Annotated in this window: 14 protein-coding genes; 5 read left to right on the forward strand and 9 right to left on the reverse strand. The window is 43.9% G+C overall.

The features are described 5' to 3' along the window. Positions 1–18: 18 nt before the first annotated feature. Genes pseI through pseB form a run of 6 tightly spaced genes read right to left on the reverse strand, consistent with a single transcriptional unit; the run spans position 19 to position 6,683 of the window. Complete coding sequence (gene pseI, locus Q4Q50_RS00385) at positions 19–1,068, reverse strand: pseudaminic acid synthase (protein WP_311897852.1); 1,050 nt, start codon at positions 1,066–1,068, stop codon at positions 19–21. 13 nt (positions 1,069–1,081) lie between these two features. Beyond that, the gene (locus tag Q4Q50_RS00390) at positions 1,082–2,203 is read right to left on the reverse strand and encodes a Gfo/Idh/MocA family protein (protein ID WP_311897854.1); all 1,122 of its coding nucleotides are present in this window, start codon (positions 2,201–2,203) and stop codon (positions 1,082–1,084) included. A gap of 5 nt (positions 2,204–2,208) precedes the next feature. After that, positions 2,209–3,843 (reverse strand): UDP-2,4-diacetamido-2,4,6-trideoxy-beta-L-altropyranose hydrolase, encoded by a 1,635-nt coding sequence (gene pseG / locus Q4Q50_RS00395; RefSeq protein WP_311897856.1) that lies wholly within the window; start codon positions 3,841–3,843, stop codon positions 2,209–2,211. Between the two features lies 1 nt (position 3,844). Then, positions 3,845–4,543: a pseudaminic acid cytidylyltransferase gene (pseF, locus tag Q4Q50_RS00400; protein ID WP_311897857.1), complete on the reverse strand. Its 699-nt coding sequence runs from the start codon at positions 4,541–4,543 to the stop codon at positions 3,845–3,847. Further along, positions 4,543–5,688: a UDP-4-amino-4,6-dideoxy-N-acetyl-beta-L-altrosamine transaminase gene (gene pseC / locus Q4Q50_RS00405; RefSeq protein ID WP_311897858.1), complete on the reverse strand. Its 1,146-nt coding sequence runs from the start codon at positions 5,686–5,688 to the stop codon at positions 4,543–4,545. The genes pseF and pseC overlap by 1 nt, the downstream gene beginning before the upstream one ends. Then, entirely contained in the window at positions 5,688–6,683 is a 996-nt protein-coding gene (pseB, locus tag Q4Q50_RS00410; protein ID WP_311890040.1) for a UDP-N-acetylglucosamine 4,6-dehydratase (inverting), read from the reverse strand. Before pseB ends, pseC begins: the two co-directional genes overlap by 1 nt. Before the next feature lie 540 nt (positions 6,684–7,223). On the opposite strand from pseB, the gene Q4Q50_RS00415 reads away from it, so the two are divergent. The 3 genes from Q4Q50_RS00415 (at position 7,224) to Q4Q50_RS00425 (ending at position 11,149) form a co-directional block, all read left to right on the forward strand. Continuing rightward, the gene (locus Q4Q50_RS00415; RefSeq protein ID WP_311897859.1) at positions 7,224–9,725 is read left to right on the forward strand and encodes a 6-hydroxymethylpterin diphosphokinase MptE-like protein; all 2,502 of its coding nucleotides are present in this window, start codon (positions 7,224–7,226) and stop codon (positions 9,723–9,725) included. A 90-nt stretch (positions 9,726–9,815) separates the two neighbouring features. Further along, the gene (locus Q4Q50_RS00420; protein ID WP_106651098.1) at positions 9,816–10,295 is read left to right on the forward strand and encodes a DUF2947 domain-containing protein; all 480 of its coding nucleotides are present in this window, start codon (positions 9,816–9,818) and stop codon (positions 10,293–10,295) included. A gap of 293 nt (positions 10,296–10,588) precedes the next feature. Continuing rightward, the gene (locus tag Q4Q50_RS00425; RefSeq protein ID WP_259565016.1) at positions 10,589–11,149 is read left to right on the forward strand and encodes a chalcone isomerase family protein; all 561 of its coding nucleotides are present in this window, start codon (positions 10,589–10,591) and stop codon (positions 11,147–11,149) included. A 12-nt stretch (positions 11,150–11,161) separates the two neighbouring features. Here the strand turns inward: Q4Q50_RS00425 and Q4Q50_RS00430 are convergent, their stop codons facing one another. Both Q4Q50_RS00430 and Q4Q50_RS00435 read right to left on the reverse strand, forming a co-directional pair. Continuing rightward, complete coding sequence (locus tag Q4Q50_RS00430) at positions 11,162–12,106, reverse strand: DUF6268 family outer membrane beta-barrel protein (protein WP_259565017.1); 945 nt, start codon at positions 12,104–12,106, stop codon at positions 11,162–11,164. Between the two features lie 122 nt (positions 12,107–12,228). Then, on the reverse strand, positions 12,229–12,855 hold the full coding sequence (locus Q4Q50_RS00435; protein WP_311897862.1) for a TetR/AcrR family transcriptional regulator: 627 nt from the start codon (positions 12,853–12,855) through the stop codon (positions 12,229–12,231). Positions 12,856–12,994: 139 nt separating this feature from the next. Between Q4Q50_RS00435 and Q4Q50_RS00440 the strand changes: the two genes are divergently transcribed. Together Q4Q50_RS00440 and Q4Q50_RS00445 are read left to right on the forward strand one after the other, a co-directional pair. Next, positions 12,995–14,101 (forward strand): efflux RND transporter periplasmic adaptor subunit, encoded by a 1,107-nt coding sequence (locus tag Q4Q50_RS00440; RefSeq protein ID WP_311897864.1) that lies wholly within the window; start codon positions 12,995–12,997, stop codon positions 14,099–14,101. A 2-nt stretch (positions 14,102–14,103) separates the two neighbouring features. Then, positions 14,104–17,172, forward strand: a complete 3,069-nt coding sequence (locus Q4Q50_RS00445; RefSeq protein ID WP_311897865.1) for an efflux RND transporter permease subunit — start codon at positions 14,104–14,106, stop codon at positions 17,170–17,172. On the opposite strand, the gene Q4Q50_RS00450 is transcribed toward Q4Q50_RS00445, so the two are convergent. Further along, a complete protein-coding gene (locus tag Q4Q50_RS00450; protein WP_006082467.1) occupies positions 17,169–17,414 on the reverse strand; it encodes an HP1242/YdcH family protein in 246 nt (81 codons plus the stop codon). The two genes, Q4Q50_RS00445 and Q4Q50_RS00450, sit on opposite strands and share 4 nt — an antisense overlap. Positions 17,415–17,596: the final 182 nt, after the last annotated feature.

The following is a 17,596-nucleotide window of genomic DNA, read 5'->3' on the forward strand; positions in this document are numbered from 1 at the left end:
TAAATGAAACATTTCAGACTATTGAATAACATCCCAGCTTAATCTGTCGCCAGCGATGAGATCTTTACCCGCTTTGCGCCCCAAAATTAGTGACTTATATTGTGGGTCAAGACCGAAACCTGGCCGCACAGATTTAACATTCAGCTCAGTAAAAATATCGCCCTGCTGCATCGGTGCCGAAATATACAGTGAGCGTCGTCCATTTCGATTCTTATTCGCACCGGGCGTTAAGCTGTAATCTACTTTGCCAACCGCCAATTCCGCTCGACGGATCTCTGCCAGCATCGTTTGAAATTCAGCGACTGTGAGTGAAAAGAAGCTATCGACAGTTTCTTCTCCATCATCTAATTTTATATGTTTTTCAATTACATTTGCGCCTAACGCAACAGCTGCAATCGATACGCCTATACCAACTGTATGGTCCGAAAGTCCTGCAGGACATTGGAATGTGTCTTTTAAATGCTGTATCGTTTTTAGGTTAACTTCTGCTGGAGGTGTGGGATAAGCTGTTGTGCATTTGAGTAAAATTATTTGCTCACAACCGTGTTGCTTAAGACAAGTTACCGCGCGGCAAATATCTTCTAAGCTTGCCAGCCCAGTAGAGACTATGACTGGCTTACCTGTCTTGGCGACTTTTTCTAGCAATGCTAGATCGACAATTTCGGGAGACGCTATTTTATAAGCCTTTACAGCAAATTTTTCTAGCTCGTCGACTGACGTCTCGTCGAAGACAGAACCAAATAACTCAACCCCAAGTTTCGCGGCCTCGGCAAATAATTCAGGAAGCCATTCCCAAGGAGTATGAGCATATTCATATAATTCATAAAGGTTTTTATAAGCTGCCCATGCGTTATCCATTGGGATAGCAAAATCACCATGATCCACATTTAGCGTAATAGTATCAGGACGATATACTTGCAGTTTAATGGCATCGGCCCCCGCATCGGCAGCGGCTTTAAGTAAGGCGACTGCTTTACGGATATCTCCGCCATGATTTCCCGATAACTCAGCAATCACATAACAGGGCTCTTCACCACCAATCGCGCGCTCACCAATATTAATCTTCATTTGCACATAACCTTTAATTTATCTCAACCCATGTCTCAGTTTTATTTGACTGTACAGCAGCGTCTAACATAACGAGACCATCATGGGCATGCTGCCAACCAAATACATAAGGCGACTGAAATTGCCCCTTTTTACGGAACATAACTAGTGCATCGGCAATATCGTTATAAAGATTAGCAAAAGCTTCAACAAAGCCAGCGGGATGTCCAGGTTTAAAGCGTTCGCGGACTTCCTCTTTAAAATGACAATTGCCTCTATCATAGGTCATCCGCACAGAGTCTTTACCGTAGATATGCAGACGCTCCGGCTCCTCCTGATACCACTCTGCACTCGCCTGTTCACCAAATAATCTGACTCTAAGCCCATTACGATGGCCTAAAGCTGTCTTACTAACCCAATAGGAAGCCCGCATCCCCTTTTCAAATTTTGCCCACAAATAGGCGTCATCGACTATGCCATCAAAAATCGAGAAATGATGAAAATCGGCATTTACGCTCAAGGGAATTTGTCCAGTAATAAACTCACTCAGATGCTGCACATGCACGGCAAGATCTAATAAAATCGTAGGGATTGCACCATCCACCAAACGCCAAGCTTGAGGATGCATTTTTTCTGGTGCTTGAATAAAACCATCTGAGTGAAACTCAATTTGGATCTGTTTAAGCTCCCCAAAAGTGCCTTCTTGTACATGCCTGCGTAACACTCGCACCATAGGATAACCGCTGTAGTTAAAGGTCACAGCGAGGAATCCTTTAGTCTCATCGAGGGCTTTTTGGATCGCTATCGATTGCTGTAAATCCGCCGCCATTGCTTTTTCACATATAACAGCGACTCCTGCTTGCAGCAAGGCACATACGACATCAACGTGACTTGGTGTTGGAGTTAGCACGACAACGGCATCGAGCAACGCCGCCTCTTTGGCAATATATTGCTGCCAATCGGAATACACACGATCTGCAGGAAGATGCCATGTCGCGCCCGTTTTTAAACTGGTATCTATATCGCGTGAAAAGCATCCAGAAACTAATTGCCAACGCCCGTCCAACTGACTAGCTGCACCATGGGCGTAACCCACGGCCGAAGTATAAGAACCGCCAATAAATCCCAACTTCAACGGTTGTGGGGTTACTTCCATAGCGATCATTTTGCCACCACCTGTATATTGTGTAGCTGCGGATCTGGCTTAGTCGTCCGAGTTACAAAGAAAAACTGACTATAATGTGCATCAGCAAATACCGTGCCAATGGCTGAAGCATAGGGATGCGTTTCGTCTATTGTCTCAAAGCCAAGATAATCATTCATCAGCTTCACATACTTGTTCTCACGATGAATAACCGCAATCCAAGGAATACCAGAATACTTTTTATCACAATGAGTTAACTGCCAATTAAGTGCAAGTAGCGCATCTTGGAATCCCGTGTCATCGTCACAAACAAACCAACCGCCAATTAAAAAATGCAGTTGTGCAACTTGTCTCACTTGATGCCAAATATACAAGCAGGCTTGTCCGTTTTTTGACAGTAAATAAGACTCACGTTGTGTGTTGAACCACCATGCATAGTGCGCTAAACGCGGAATGGGCTGCACATTAATCATATTTTGCGCATTAGCTGCTAAGTTACGGCTATCAAGGTAATGATTAATATCTCGATCGCTAACAGGACGTAAACTATGATGTTTCGAGAGGATCAACTCAATACACTGTGCAGAATGTTTCACTTTCTCCTCAGGTGTAAATTCACCCATCATGGCTTTGACGACTCTTTGGGCCCCTAGCCCATCTAAATGAAATCGAGATGAATTAAGTAAACCTTGGACTCGGCCATTATGCCTTATAACCGCATCCACAAATTCAGGAAGACAAGCAACATCTTGCTCACACCATTGGTCAACATGGAAGAAGTGGCCGATATCTTCTAACTGCTCTATTGGCGTGACTTGGTTTTCTGCCGTTGAAAAGGTCAATGCTGGTTTATTGAGCGCAAGCAATTGATATAAAATTCCGCCTGCTGCACCTATATATAAATCGCACGCCTTTAGATGAGGGTACAATTCTTTAATACCAATGAGCGGCTCAACCCAAGGAGTGTCCGCACATTCAGCGATAAAAGTTAGAGAGTCATCAAACAGGGGCCCAAGGATAACCTGAATCTTTATCTGATTTCGTTTCGCTAAAGGTTCTAAATTCGCCACTAACTTACGAATAGTAACAATATCTCCGCCACCACCAAGACCTACTAAGAGAGTAAAAGGCTGTTCCGCAGGCTGCGAATGTATAACAGCTTGTTCATAATGTTCAGATAACAGCACAAACTCTGGGCCAAGTAAGGCCATACAGTGTGAAGGCAATTTATCTTGGTAATAAAGAGACGTATTGTCCCCACGCCAACGTACATCTAACAAGATGTCACACTCATGGGGGCGACAAAGATCATCAATAGACAATACTTGATAGCCATGTGCTTTAATCAATAACTCCCAATCTCGACCCAAATAATAGTCATCCACGACAACCCAGTCTGCGTAAAAGTTATTCGCTACGCTCAGAAATAACGCAGCATCATGTGACTCATCTTGGTAAGTTGGCGATACTAAATTGAGTGAAATATAATCGAGTCCTTCAACAAATGCGGATAACTCCTGCTCGACAGCTCCCAATACCAAAAGGCATTTATGACCTTGTTGAATCAATTCTCTTGCAAGCACAGCACAACGGACTAAGTGACCAATCCCTATCCCCTGCCCAGCATTGACTCTAAAAACGATCCTCTTCATCTTAGGCACTTTGCTTGAGCATCACTTGATATAGTGCCTCGGCTCTTGCCCAATCTTCTGGAGTGTCAATATCTTGAACTTGGTGGCGAGGTAATGGATAAGGTATAGAATCACTCGAAAACATCCCCTTACTCTCCAAGAAGCCTTCTGTCGTGCCCCAATAGAACTGACCTGCATCGTGGTAAGCTTTTTCAAGATCTTGAGAGCGAGTATTAAAATACTCTGGTTGAAACATCTCAACATCTCCGTGAGTCGTTATTTTAAAGGCACGTTGAATTGAAGAGGGAAATTCTGCTACGCCAAAGCAAAACTTTTTATGCTTGTTTTGCTTTAATGTCGCAAATGCGTCTTTTAATATTTCCGCTCGAATAAAGGGGGCCGTGGCATACATAACGCAAGCAAACGAAGGCTTAGAGTTAGACTCTATTAACCAGTTAAGCGCATGCGTCACCACCACACCTGTCGTCGCAAAATCATCGGCTAATGCTAAGGGACGGACAAAGGGAACTTCTGCACCATATTGCAGCGCAACCGCGGCAATTTCATCATCGTCAGTTGATACTATAACACGATCGAAACAACCGCTAATTAATGCAGCTTCAATTGTATAAGCAATAATGGGTTTGCCATTAAATGCCTTAATATTTTTTCTCGGTATACGTTTACTGCCACCACGGGCGGGAATTATTGCTATGTTCACTACAATAATCCTTTTAATGTTTCAGTAATAAAAACTAACTGTTCGTCACTAAGATCGGGATAAAGCGGCAAAGTTAAGCAATGGCGATAAAAGTGCTCAGCTTGAGGGAAATCATGCTCAGCAAAACCTAGATTTAAATAATACGGTTGTAAATGCACAGGGAAATAATGAACATGCACACAAATACCTGCCGCTCTCATCGCATCAAAAACCACTTTACGGGCGATATTCTCAGGCAATAAAATCATCATAAGATGGTAAGCACTAAGTGTATTATCTAACGGAGAGACAAATTCAACCCCAGTGTCTTTCAATAGGAAATGATATCGACGAGCTAATTGATTACGTTTAGCTACAAACTCATCTAGACGCATAATTTGGCTATTTCCTAACGCAGCTTGTAAGTCCGTCATACGATAATTGAAGCCCAAAAAATGCTGCTCATAATACCAATCCCCTTCATCAGGTCTTAGCATCATATCTTTATCCCGTGTCACACCGTGGCTGCGATATAAAACCATCGCCTTAGCAAGTTCTGCACAATTAGTTGTCGCGACACCTCCTTCAGCAGTAGTAATAATTTTAACAGGATGAAAACTAAATACCGTAATGTCACTATACTGACACTGACCAATATATTGATCCTGATATTGCCCACCTATAGCATGTGAGGCATCTTCTATAACCCTTACACCATACTGCTTTGCAAGCGCTCCTATCACATCCATGTTGCAACTATGGCCACATAAATGAACGGGTATTATAACCTTAGGAAGACAACCTTGCTTTTTGGATTCTTGTAGTTTGTTAGCGAGAGCAATTGCACACATGTTACCCGTGAGGGGATCAACATCAACAAAATCAACCTTCGCACCACAATAGAGAGCACAATTAGCTGATGCTACAAAAGTAATCGGAGAAGTCCAAACGATATCTTGTTGTAAAACACCCAGTGCTAAACAGGCCACATGTAACATAGAGGTCGCACTGTTACCCGCTACGGCATACTCTGCCCGAGTTACAGTTGCAACTGCCGATTCGAACATAGGCACCTGGGAACCTTGGGTCAGATAGTCAGAAGTCAAAACAGCCGTAACTGCATCGATGTCTGATTGACTTATTGATTGATGTCCATAAGGAATCATTATGCTTCCTCATCGAGTAACTTTATTTGCTCAATTGATAAGAAATGAGGATTATTACCCGAATGATACTCAAATCCTTGTTCGACTAAGGTGCCTGTTTCACCTAACATATTAGTAGAATAGTTATTATTCTTACCAAAAAATGAAATGCTCGGTGTAATAACAAAATGGTCATCGAACTCAAGTGTATGATGCGAATCATCCCCAGGACACATAATTTCATGCATTTTCTCACCTGGGCGTATACCTACAATTTCACGCTTTAATCCTGCACCATAGGCATCAGCTAAGTCAGTGATGCGAACTGACGGAATTTTAGGGACAAAAATCTCACCACCTTGCATCCGGGAAAAATTCTTAAGCACAAAGTCCACCCCATCTTGCAAGGTAATCCAAAAGCGAGTCATATCGGGATGAGTGATAGGTAAAGAAACGGCACCGTTATTCACTAATGATTTGAAAAAAGGTACTACTGAACCACGAGAACCAACAACATTACCGTATCGCACCACTGAAAACCGGGTATTACCTTCACCCACAATATTATTTCCAGCAACAAACAATTTGTCAGAAGCCAACTTAGTCGCTCCATATAAATTGATCGGATTCGCAGCTTTATCTGTTGATAATGCAATAACCCGCCTGACTTTATTCGCGATTGCTGCTTTGATCACATTCTCAGCACCATGAATGTTGGTTTTAATACACTCCATAGGATTGTACTCGGCGGCAGGTACTTGTTTTAACGCAGCGGCATGAATCACGTAATCAACATCTTTCAACGCTTGGACAAGTCTATCAGCATCACGTACATCACCTATGAAATAACGCATACAAGACGCGTTATAAACTTGCTGCATTTCGTATTGTTTTAGCTCATCACGTGAAAAAATAATCAACCGTTTTGGTTTATATTTCGCCAATATCATTTTGGTATATTTTTGACCAAAAGAACCTGTTCCACCTGTTATGAGAATCGATTTATTGTCAAACATATACGCTCCGAATGATCACTGTAGTGCCAACACTATCTGACTAGGTATATCACAACCTACTAAGGTTGGAACATTAGTTATAAAGCAAAAAACATACCAAAATTCACTGACGGTAAGGCCAAAACGATGATTACCATAGGTAAAAACATGAAAGCTACTAAACCACAACCATGCATAAATTTATATAATTTTAGTAACTTAATTTGAATTGTCGACCGTTTTTAGAATTTTTACGACAATCTATTCCAAACTGTGGTTTTAATCATCAATATGACTACAGTAAAAGTCTAATCCAGAGCAATTTGACTTATTTCCCCTAAATTAGCAAAACCATCAAAAGCAAAAAACGAGCGTTTTTTATACAAACTTTGATATTAAGTCCCAGAGATACAATAACTATTTGTGAGGCAATCGTGCTAAAGTTTACAAAATCAATTTGATTTCATTATGTTATCAGCATGAAAATATGCGAAAATTGTCCACACATATTCAATGTTTGCCAAAAATTTGACTCTAACGAGATAACAAGGTGCACAACAGATGATGACAGTAAACGAACCCATTCTCTCCGCTGTTTTCTCGGTTAGTCAATTTAATGAGTACTATCTACCGAGCATTAATCGCAACACCTTTGAGCAATGCGACTCGAAAACGCTATTTAATAATAGGTATAAGGCCAAGTTTTCCCATAAAGATACCCTACACATAGTCATAGGTCTGGATTCTGGTTTACTTGCTAACTATGTCATGGAGCTAGCTATTCCCGATGGCAGTAAATTTATTTTTGTAGACTTTAATGCAGTGCTGAACTTACTAACAATTGAAGTCCCAGACGAACTATCTGAATCAATTGAAATATGTTCGCCTGAGATGTTTGATGCATTATTAAAAGAAACTCGTAATAATATTTTTATTGCTAAAAATCAATTTAAAGTTCATCGTTCAATTGCAGTTTCAGGGAACTACATTGATGAATATGCACAATTAAATTATTTCGTTGAAAAAAAAATAGAACACGAGCACTTCGAAAGCAATATCGGATTTTCCCAGAAAATATTTATTAAAAAGCAACTAATTAATTTAAGTGAAACTCTTCAGCCCGCATCCATACTAAAACAAAAATTCATGGGTAAAACCTGCATAGTTTTAGGCGGAGGCCCTTCTTTAGATGAGCATATCGACTGGATAAAAAGCCATCGAGAACAGTTAGTTATTTTCGCTGTATCGAGAGTAGCGTATAAACTGACTATTGCAGGGATTCCTGTAGACATCATAGTTTCGGTCGACCCCCAAGATCATGCGTTGACAGTAAATAAAGAAATGATGGCCTTGTACGAAAACAGTCTATTTATTTGCTCATATCATGTTAGTCCACTATTACTCGGACAGTGGGCTGGCAGCGTGCTATACACAGGTCCACGAATACCTTGGGATTCTCGAGATAGCGATAATATTTTGCCAAAAGGCCCTACCGTAACTAATGCCGCTGTGCAAATTGCCGAAGAAATGGGATTTGAACAAATATTACTTTGTGGCTCTGATTTTTGTCATTCTCAGTCTGGTGCAACCCATGCAAAGAATACATTCGGTGCAGATATTGGCCCTAATTTAGGAGTCATGTTCGAGTGGGTAGAAACCTATTCAGGTGAAATGGCAGAAACTCCAATACAACTCCTTCAAGCCATGCAATCTTTACAAGAAGAAGTGATTTGTTACCATGCAAAGTGTATCAATTTATCAGCAAACGCTGCAAGAATTGAGGGTATACAACAGCTTTCACCAGAACAACTGGTGCTAGCAACAATTACACCTGAAGATAGAGCTATACTTCAACCAAGTAAGCACAAACTATCTATCGAACAAAGACGTAAGCTATTAGCAAATACCCTAACTGATCTCTCTTTAACCTCAAACACTTTTAATGCCTTAATAAAATTGCTCAAAAAGGCCCTGCATTATTCAAATACCATGCTAAAAATAGAGGGTACCACACACACCGTTGTTGAACTACACAGAAAAATAGACAAGATTGAAAAAACACTCAATCAAAAATACCACCATTTTGGAAGCTTAATTAAATTTTACGGCTACTACGAATTCTCACATTTCCTATCGACAAAACAGAGCGAACATTGGTCACAATTAGATCTCAGTACAAATAATAACATTTACTATAAGGCATATTTAAACATAGCCACTGAACTTAGCGTCTTAATCAATGATGCCGCATCCAGAGTGGAAATAAGATTAGCTGAACTCACTGTGCCAACAGATATACCGGCGATTGCTAGACAGTGGCGGCAGGATAATCAGCTAGGCCGAGCATTAATTTGGAAACAAAACTATATGCCCGACCATCAGAAGTTGAATGATGCAGATATAGCTCTACTCGACGAGATTGAACAAGAATACTTACAATATCTTAGCCAACAGAGTCACAGTACTAGTGCAAAAGAGGCTACTGTCAATAATGTGGAAGATGCATTTAAAAAGCTGGCGATCTTAATGCAAAATCAGCACTTACTCGGGATCAGCAAAATGATTCAATACATCAGTCCATTTATCACAGATAACCCAGAGTTAACCCGTTTATATTATTTAGCCTCGAGTTACCAATTTTTACTTCTGCACGAAGAGTCCGCAGCACTAGAGTCTATACTTAATATCTCAGAAGAGTATCGTACGGAAACTGAACTAAAACAAATTATATTACTCTCCCTGAAACTCAAGGATATTACGCTGGCTGAAAATACTTATAGTAAAATTATTGTATTTAGTGACGATTACTTACCTCACTATGCTCAAATACTTAAGCTTCAAGGTAAGTACCAACAAGCGTTAGACTATTATCTAAACTATTTAGAAAAATACCCAACTGATATTCCGGTGCTTCTCAAATTTGGGCTTTTTTGGAAGGATATAGGCCAACCCGAACAAGCCGTAAGCGTATTAACAGAAATATTAACCTTAGATCCGAACAACTTTGCAGCACAAATGCATTTACAAAAGCTTTATCGTAATTTAGAACTGAAGTCAAATTGACAAATTGACAAATTATGTAAGCTTAAGATCCACAAGCCCGCGAACCTTAGGTATAATCGGGCATAATTTACTATGTAATAAAGAGCTAATGTGGCCAACACTTATATACCGCTAGATCAATACCGCCGTAAGTGGATTTTCAACCACAAAGACTTGCCTGTCACTGACGAGGACAAGGCGCATATCCTGCCGTTAACAGATAAAAGTGCGATGGAAATCTGGAACCAATGGATTAGCAACAAGAGTAGTCGTGCGGAGCAATTCACTAAGGGAGATTGGGCGGCGAAGGCTGATGCTTGGGTGGAAACAGATCATTGGCAGAGTGCTTGGGATAGTGAAGAGAGCAGTTTACCCGCCATGTTAGCCGAGTTTATACAATGGCCAGATGAGACGCCGGTGTATTTTTGCTATGAAAAATATCAGATTATTGAAACTCGTTGGGATGTGTTCGTCCGTAATTGGAAGTGTTTTCTCTTCTTCGACGACGGTCCAATTTTGATCTCACCAAAACAGAAACAAGCTGTGATGTTCGAACAGAGTGGACAGTACAAGCTGGGCACTCGCGGATAATTTATACCAGATTGCTTAACGCTGATAATTTACCCGCCAATAGTTTTACAGCAATACTTTTACGTCAGTATTTTAACGCGATGAGTCATCTTGTTGGCATGCCCATACTTAATGATGAGTATGCCATACTCGAAAGATACTTAAGCACAATTAGCCTATCTCTCCCCTCTTCTTTAGATTAACATCCATTTCCGATGCCGAGTATTTGAGAAGTTGGGGTCAACTTTCTGCTGTAAATACTCATAAAGCTTTACTTAAAACCCGATAATTAAAATAGAAAAATGAGGTGTATTATGAAGTTACTCTCCACGCTTACCCTAGCAAGCGCGCTGTTATTACCCCACACATTAATGGCCAAAGAAGTATCAGGTGTGCAAGTCGCCGATACTGTGACGTTAAATAGCCAAGCATTGCAGCTCAATGGCGCGGGCGTTCGCAGTAAGTTCTTTATGGATTTATATGTGGGCAGTCTGTATTTGCCAGCAGCCTTGAGTAGCACTGCAGCGGTTATCGATGCTCCGATTGCGGCAATCCGCCTTAATATTACCTCTGGCATGATCACCTCAGAAAAAATGCGCGATGCGATCACTGAAGGTTTTGAGCACGCGACCGCAGAAAACACCGCCGATATTCAACCGCAAATCGATGCCTTTATGGCGCTGTTTAACGAAGAAATTAAAGAAGGTGACCAATTTACCTTAGTCGCCAATAAAGCCCGCGGCGTGACGGCCTATAAAAATGGTCAGGAACAAGCCACCATCGAAGGTGAAATGTTCCGTCAAGCACTGTTAAAAATTTGGCTAGGTGATAAACCTGCCCAGAAAAGCCTCAAAGAGGCCATGCTGGGCAAATAACTGACATTAACGTTAGAATTTGAATTCGATATCCAAGGCGGCAGCGCCTTGGCTATCCATTTCAAGTGCGGCTTGGTCGGTCACTTCTAACTCACCATCAAAGTAATAACCGGCGTAAAGATTCACTGTTAATGCTGGGGTTGCTTGCCAACCTCCACGTAAATAACTCACCCATTCGTTCGTTTCTACCACAGTGTCATCATCTTCGATAAGGAATCGCTCAGTACGACGCGAACTACCAAAGCCGACATTCCAATCGGAATTAAATCGATAACTCAGCTCTAATCCAGCGGGACCGCTAAAACCGGCTTGGAAAGGATTGGCGAGTGCCCAATGTTCATCTATCTGCCAGCGCATAGCGAGATAAGGCACAGTGCGAACTTCATCGATATCATTGAGATACGCGACGCCAAAGCCAATCATATTCCCCGAATCAAATGCATACATGGCAGACGCCACAATACCGTAACTCTGGGCTTCGCTGGCCGATGCAGTGTCGGCGTAGGCATATTGGATCTGCGGAGCTAAAAAGAAGGCCCAATGTTTATCCATGCGATAATTTAACGACACTCCGGCACGATAGCGATTGATATGATCCCAATTCTGCCCGTCGGTACCAAAAAGCGGGGCGACATTGTTAGCACCAGTGAGGGTGATATTGCGCCAATCATAATCCAGCCTGTCGTAACCCACACGAAAGCCCAAAGACCATTGCTGATTTAACGGAACATTCATCCCTGCACTCAGTAATAAACTGTCCCTTTGTAGCTCAGTATTACCATTGGCAACCTCGGCACTCTGGGTGCTGATCTGCGCGACACTTAATCTAAAAGGCTTGTATTCCTGCGAAGGTTTATCCGCTGCAATAGCAGCACAGCTCATTAACGGCAACAGTAATACAGCGCTTTTCAGCAGGCGCAGTTTTGCGCTCGATGGTGAGAGTTCTCGATTAGCCACGTCAGCTCCTTGCATTTAAAATGATTAACAGATTTTTGCGCATAATACGCGCTATCAAGCTAAAAGGTTCATGCTTTCAATATTGAGATACAAAATGATACTTTTATATTGTGCAAGTTTTATTAAGCCCTATGTGCCTTCAGGAACATGTCTGCACAACCCAAAATATACTCATTTCTATCGCCAACGAGTTCATCGGCCGCCAAGCCCAATTCTAATTTGAGTTTTAGCTCACCAAACAACATTAAACATAAACGCACCGCACTATGGTGCGCATTACCGAAGCGATATTGCCCTAGCGCTTCTACTGTCACTAAATAATCCGCCAATAATCCCACTATATGTTTCGGGCCCGCGTCGAAGAACAACTGCGACACTTCGGGATGGCTTTCGGATTGTGCCACACAGGCTTTGAATACCGTAATAGCTTCAGGGCTGACAATCATCTCCCCAAATTGTAGGGCAAACTGAGTCAATGCCGATTCAGGCTTAGTGGGATCGCTTAACAAATCATCATTAAGATTATGGCCAACACATTTAGATTCGATTGCCGCAACAAATAATTCATCTTTGCTGCCGTAATGGGAATAGACGGTTTGTTTCGACACGCCCGCAAGCTTGGCAACCTCATCCATACTGGTATGGGGAAACCCTTGACGACAAAATAAATCAATAGCAGCCACAAGCACTTGCTGACGTTTTTGTTCGCTACGGCTCAGAGGTAACTGCGTCTCAGAGGAATGCGTCATATCGACTCTCGAATAGATAGACATAATAAATTGGCATTAGTTAAGCACAAAATAGACTAGACAGTCTAGTTCTGCACAACTAGACTAGCAAGTCTAGTTACATTGCATTAACGTTTAACTTACAGCGGAAGCACTTAAAATGGATCGAACTGCCCGACGTTCTTGGCGCACTATCAGCGTCTGCGTGTTTGCTTTAGTCACATTATCCGCCTGTCAAAAGGAAGTTACTGAACACGCCACGACAACCGTACTGCCCACAGTCACGAGCCAAGCGTTGATCCTGACCCCAAGCTATCAGCACGAGCAGACCTTCACGGGGACTATCCGTGCGGGCAACACAACTGGCGTCGGCTTTGAACTGGCTGGTAAGTTAAACGAACTACAGGCCGATTCCGGCATCAAAGTGAAGCAAGGCCAAATACTGGCAATCCTCGATACCCGACTACTCGAAGCCGAGCGCCAGGAAATCCAAGCGAGTCTGGCGCAAACCCAAGCCGATGTTGATCTGGCCACCAGCACTCTAAAACGTAATCAAGAATTGAAAAAATCGGGCTATGTCTCTGAGCAGCTATTAGATGAAAACCGCTCACAATTAAATAGCTTAGCCGCGGCGAAAAACCGCCTACTTGCCTCACAGCATGCCAATCAACTTAAGCTCGATAAATCCATCTTAGTGGCGCCCTTTGACGGCACCATCAGCCAAAGACTGCATAACTTAGGCGAAGTGATTGCTGCGGGTAGCCCCATTTTCACCTTAGTGGGCAATATCAATCCTGAAGCCTACATTGGCGTACCTGTGGCGTTAGCGGAGCAATTTCACGCCGGACAGCAAGTGCAAGTCAGCGTGCAAGATCAAACTTTTACCGCCGAAATTGCCGGTATCAGCGCCGAAGTGAATCCCATCAGTCGCACCCTACAACTTAGGATCAGCCTGCCCCAAGATGCGCGTGTGATTAACGGTGAAATTGCGTATCTGCATCAACAGCAGCAAATTGAGCAAGCTGGGTATTGGGTGCCAATTTCAGCGCTGACGGATGGCATTCGCGGATTATGGAATCTGTATGTCATCGCAAACTATGAACAGCAATCCATCATAGAGCGCCGAGATGTGGAAATTCTCTACACCACCCAAGACATGGCCTACATTCAAGGCGCGATTCAGCCCAATGAAATCTATGTCAGCCAAGGACTCCATAAGCTGGTCGTAGGCCAAGCTGTGTCTCCTATTGCCGCAGCCACGAGGTAGTTATGATTAAAGCCTTTGTTGAAAACGGCCGCTTAGTCAGCCTCGTTATTGCACTATTACTGGTCGCGGGCTTTGGCGCGATCTCGAGTCTGCCGCGCACTGAAGATCCACACATAACCAACCGTTTCGCCTCTGTGATCACCCCGTATCCCGGTGCTTCGGCCGAGCGGGTCGAAGCCTTAGTCACTGAAGTGCTCGAAAATCAGCTCAGACGCTTAGAAGAAATCAAGCTGATCCAATCGACCTCTCGGCCGGGGATTTCAGTCATACAGTTAGAATTGAAAGACACAGTCATGGAGACAGATCCCGTGTGGTCTCGGGCGCGGGATTTATTAGCCGATGCGAAAATCAATCTGCCCGAGGGCATACCATCCCCGACACTCGATGATCAAATTGGTTATGCCTACACCGCCATTTTAAGCTTAGTGTGGAATAGCAATACGCCCGTTCGAGTCGATATGCTCAACCGCTACGCGAAGGAATTACAGAGCAGGCTCAGGCTGTTGTCAGGCACGGATTTTGTCAAACTCTACGGCGCACCGACCGAAGAAATGTTAGTGCAGCTCGATGGCAACAAGATGAGCCAGTTACAACTCACTCCCGCTTCCATCGCCCATATTCTCAGCGGCGCCGACAGTAAAATTGCTGCGGGTGAAATCAACAATCGTGAGTTTCGCGCCTTAGTCGAAGTCTCGGGCGAACTCGACTCCTTAACCCGCATTCGCCAAGTGCCACTCAAAATTGATAACCAAGGCCAAATTATTCGCCTTGGAGATATTGCCACTATCACGCGCCAAGCCAAAACGCCCGCGGACAGCATAGCCTTAGTCGATGGTGAACAAGGCGTTTTTGTCGCCGCGCGCATGCTTAACAATAGCCGTGTCGATCTCTGGCAAGCACAAGTGAATAGCGTCGTCGATGAACTTAATCGCGAAGTGCCCGCCAATATCCAGATCCAATGGCTATTCGAGCAAAACAGTTACACCAGCGATCGCCTTGGCGGACTCGTGGTTAACCTGCTGCAAGGATTTGTGATCATCTTGCTGGTATTGCTACTCACCCTCGGACTACGAAACGCCATCATAGTAGCGATTTCATTGCCCCTCACGGCACTGTTTACCTTGGCCTGCATGAAATATATCGGCCTGCCCATACATCAAATGTCGGTGACTGGACTCGTCGTCGCCCTTGGGATCATGGTGGATAATGCGATTGTGATTGTCGATGCCATCTCACAACGGCGCCAACAAGGGATGAGCCGCCTAGCCGCAGTGAGTGAAACCATACACCACCTTTGGTTACCCTTAGCAGGTTCAACGATTACCACGATTCTAGCCTTTGCGCCCATAGTGCTGATGCCCGGTGCCGCAGGAGAGTTTGTCGGTGGCATTGCCATGTCAGTGATGTTTGCGCTGCTCGGCTCTTACCTGATTTCCCACACGATAATTGCGGGACTCGCGGGACGATTTAGCCATGAAGGCAAACATGATGTCTGGTATCAACACGGGATCAATCTCCCGCTAGTGAGCCAATATTTTCAAACCAGCCTCAGAATCGCCCTTAAGCGTCCTATTCTCAGTGCGCTGCTTATCGGCATTACGCCAGTATTAGGCTTTTACGCATCGGGCAAGATGACAGAGCAATTCTTTCCGCCTTCGGACAGGGACATGTTCCAAATTGAAGTCTATCTTGCGCCCCATGTGAGTTTAGAAAACACCTTAAACCAAGTGCAGCTGATGGATAAAAAGCTCCATACAGTCAATGGGATAACCCAAGTCGATTGGGTGGTGGGCGGCAATACGCCCTCATTTTATTACAACCTGACGCAACGCCAACAGGGCGCGACTAACTATGCGCAGGCCATGGTGAAAGTGACCGACTTTGAACGTGCCAATGAGCTGATCCCCGAATTACAACAGCAGTTCGACAGTGCTTTCCCCGAAGCACAAGTGCTAGTACGCAAACTCGAGCAAGGTCCGCCCTTTAATGCGCCGGTAGAGTTGATGATCTTCGGTCCGAATCTCGATACGTTGCGATCGCTGGGCGACGAAGTTCGCAATATCCTCGCGCAAACGCCGGACGTACTCCATACCCGAGCCACTTTAAGTGCCGGTGCGCCTAAGCTGTGGCTGCAAGTGAATGAAGATGCCAGCCTGATGAGTGGTTTAAGTCTGACGGATATTGCCAAGCAGATCCAAATGTCGACCACGGGCGTTATCGGTGGCAGCGTGCTTGAGCAAACGGAGTCATTACCCGTTCGAGTGCGACTCGGTGATGGCAGTCGCGAACAAGTCACCCGCCTTTCAGAAATTCAATTAGTGACCCCTTCGGGTGAGTCGGTCGCGCTCTCTGCCCTCGCCCACAACGAAGTGCAAGTGAGCCGCGGCGCCATTCCAAGACGTAACGGCCAAAGGGTGAATACCATAGAAGCCTATATTGTCAGTGGTGTGTTACCCGCCCAAGTGCTGAACGATGTCAAAGATAAAGTGGCTCAACTCGCACTGCCATCGGGTTATCGCATTGAAATCGGCGGTGAAAGCGCGAAGCGTAACGAAGCGGTCGGCAATTTACTGTCCAATGTGATGTTAGTCGTCACCTTGTTATTGGCCACTGTGGTGCTGTCGTTCAACTCCTTTAGGCTCACGGCCATCATTTTGTTGAGCGCGATACAATCAGCGGGACTTGGCCTATTAGCCGTGTTTGTGTTCGGCTATCCCTTTGGATTCCCTGTCATCATAGGTTTGCTAGGCTTGATGGGACTGGCCATTAACGCAGCCATAGTGATCTTGGCCGAACTTGAGGATATGCCGAGTGCCAGACTCGGCGATATGGAAACCATAGTCTCAACCGTCAGCAGTTGTGGCCGCCATATCAGCTCAACAACCATCACCACAGTGGGCGGATTTATCCCACTTATCATTGCTGGCGGCGGATTTTGGCCTCCCTTTGCCATTGCTATCGCGGGCGGCACGCTGCTAACGACTTTGCTCTCTCTGGTTTGGGTACCGACTATGTATTTGCTGTTGATGAAAACCCGTAAGGCGAACAATCAGTCCGCCATTCCAGCTTAAATCGCATCGTGGACTAGGTATTGATACAGTTTATCTTTGAGGTTTAACCGCTCTAATTTTAACGCTAAAAAGTGCTCATCGGCGGTGGGCACTTTAGTTAACTCCAGCGCCCTAATTTTATTATCGAGCTCATGGTAACGACTGGCCATAGTCGCAAAGGCGCTATTATTGACTTTTAGATGCTTAATTTGATCGACAAAATCAGGAAACTCATAAACTAACGCATGATTCTCACCTAGCATATACACTTCCCCTATAATGGTTCTGACTCAATGAACTCCATTCACCTTAAGCAGCTTAGTCCATGCCATCACAATACGGCCAGTTAGCAGGACTTTTTATCTGCCGACATGTCTGTGGAATGAATCCATTAACTCAAGTCTAAAACGGGTAAAATATCAAAGAATTGACTATACAATTGCTT

Source organism: Shewanella scandinavica (genome assembly GCF_031932065.1).
In the GTDB taxonomy this organism is placed as follows: Bacteria; Pseudomonadota; Gammaproteobacteria; order Enterobacterales; family Shewanellaceae; genus Shewanella; species Shewanella baltica.

Bases quoted from the DNA above. Each gene is read 5' to 3' on its own strand.
- pseI (WP_311897852.1), bottom strand. From the start codon at position 1,068: ATGAAGATTAATATTGGTGAGCGCGCGATTGGTGGTGAAGAGCCCTGT.
- Q4Q50_RS00390 (WP_311897854.1), bottom strand. From the start codon at position 2,203: ATGGAAGTAACCCCACAACCGTTGAAGTTGGGATTTATTGGCGGTTCT.
- pseG (WP_311897856.1), bottom strand. From the start codon at position 3,843: ATGAAGAGGATCGTTTTTAGAGTCAATGCTGGGCAGGGGATAGGGATT.
- pseC (WP_311897858.1), bottom strand. From the start codon at position 5,688: ATGATTCCTTATGGACATCAATCAATAAGTCAATCAGACATCGATGCA.
- pseB (WP_311890040.1), bottom strand. From the start codon at position 6,683: ATGTTTGACAATAAATCGATTCTCATAACAGGTGGAACAGGTTCTTTT.
- Q4Q50_RS00415 (WP_311897859.1), top strand. From the start codon at position 7,224: ATGATGACAGTAAACGAACCCATTCTCTCCGCTGTTTTCTCGGTTAGT.
- Q4Q50_RS00425 (WP_259565016.1), top strand. From the start codon at position 10,589: ATGAAGTTACTCTCCACGCTTACCCTAGCAAGCGCGCTGTTATTACCC.
- Q4Q50_RS00435 (WP_311897862.1), bottom strand. From the start codon at position 12,855: ATGACGCATTCCTCTGAGACGCAGTTACCTCTGAGCCGTAGCGAACAA.
- Q4Q50_RS00440 (WP_311897864.1), top strand. From the start codon at position 12,995: ATGGATCGAACTGCCCGACGTTCTTGGCGCACTATCAGCGTCTGCGTG.
- Q4Q50_RS00445 (WP_311897865.1), top strand. From the start codon at position 14,104: ATGATTAAAGCCTTTGTTGAAAACGGCCGCTTAGTCAGCCTCGTTATT.
- Q4Q50_RS00450 (WP_006082467.1), bottom strand. From the start codon at position 17,414: ATGCTAGGTGAGAATCATGCGTTAGTTTATGAGTTTCCTGATTTTGTC.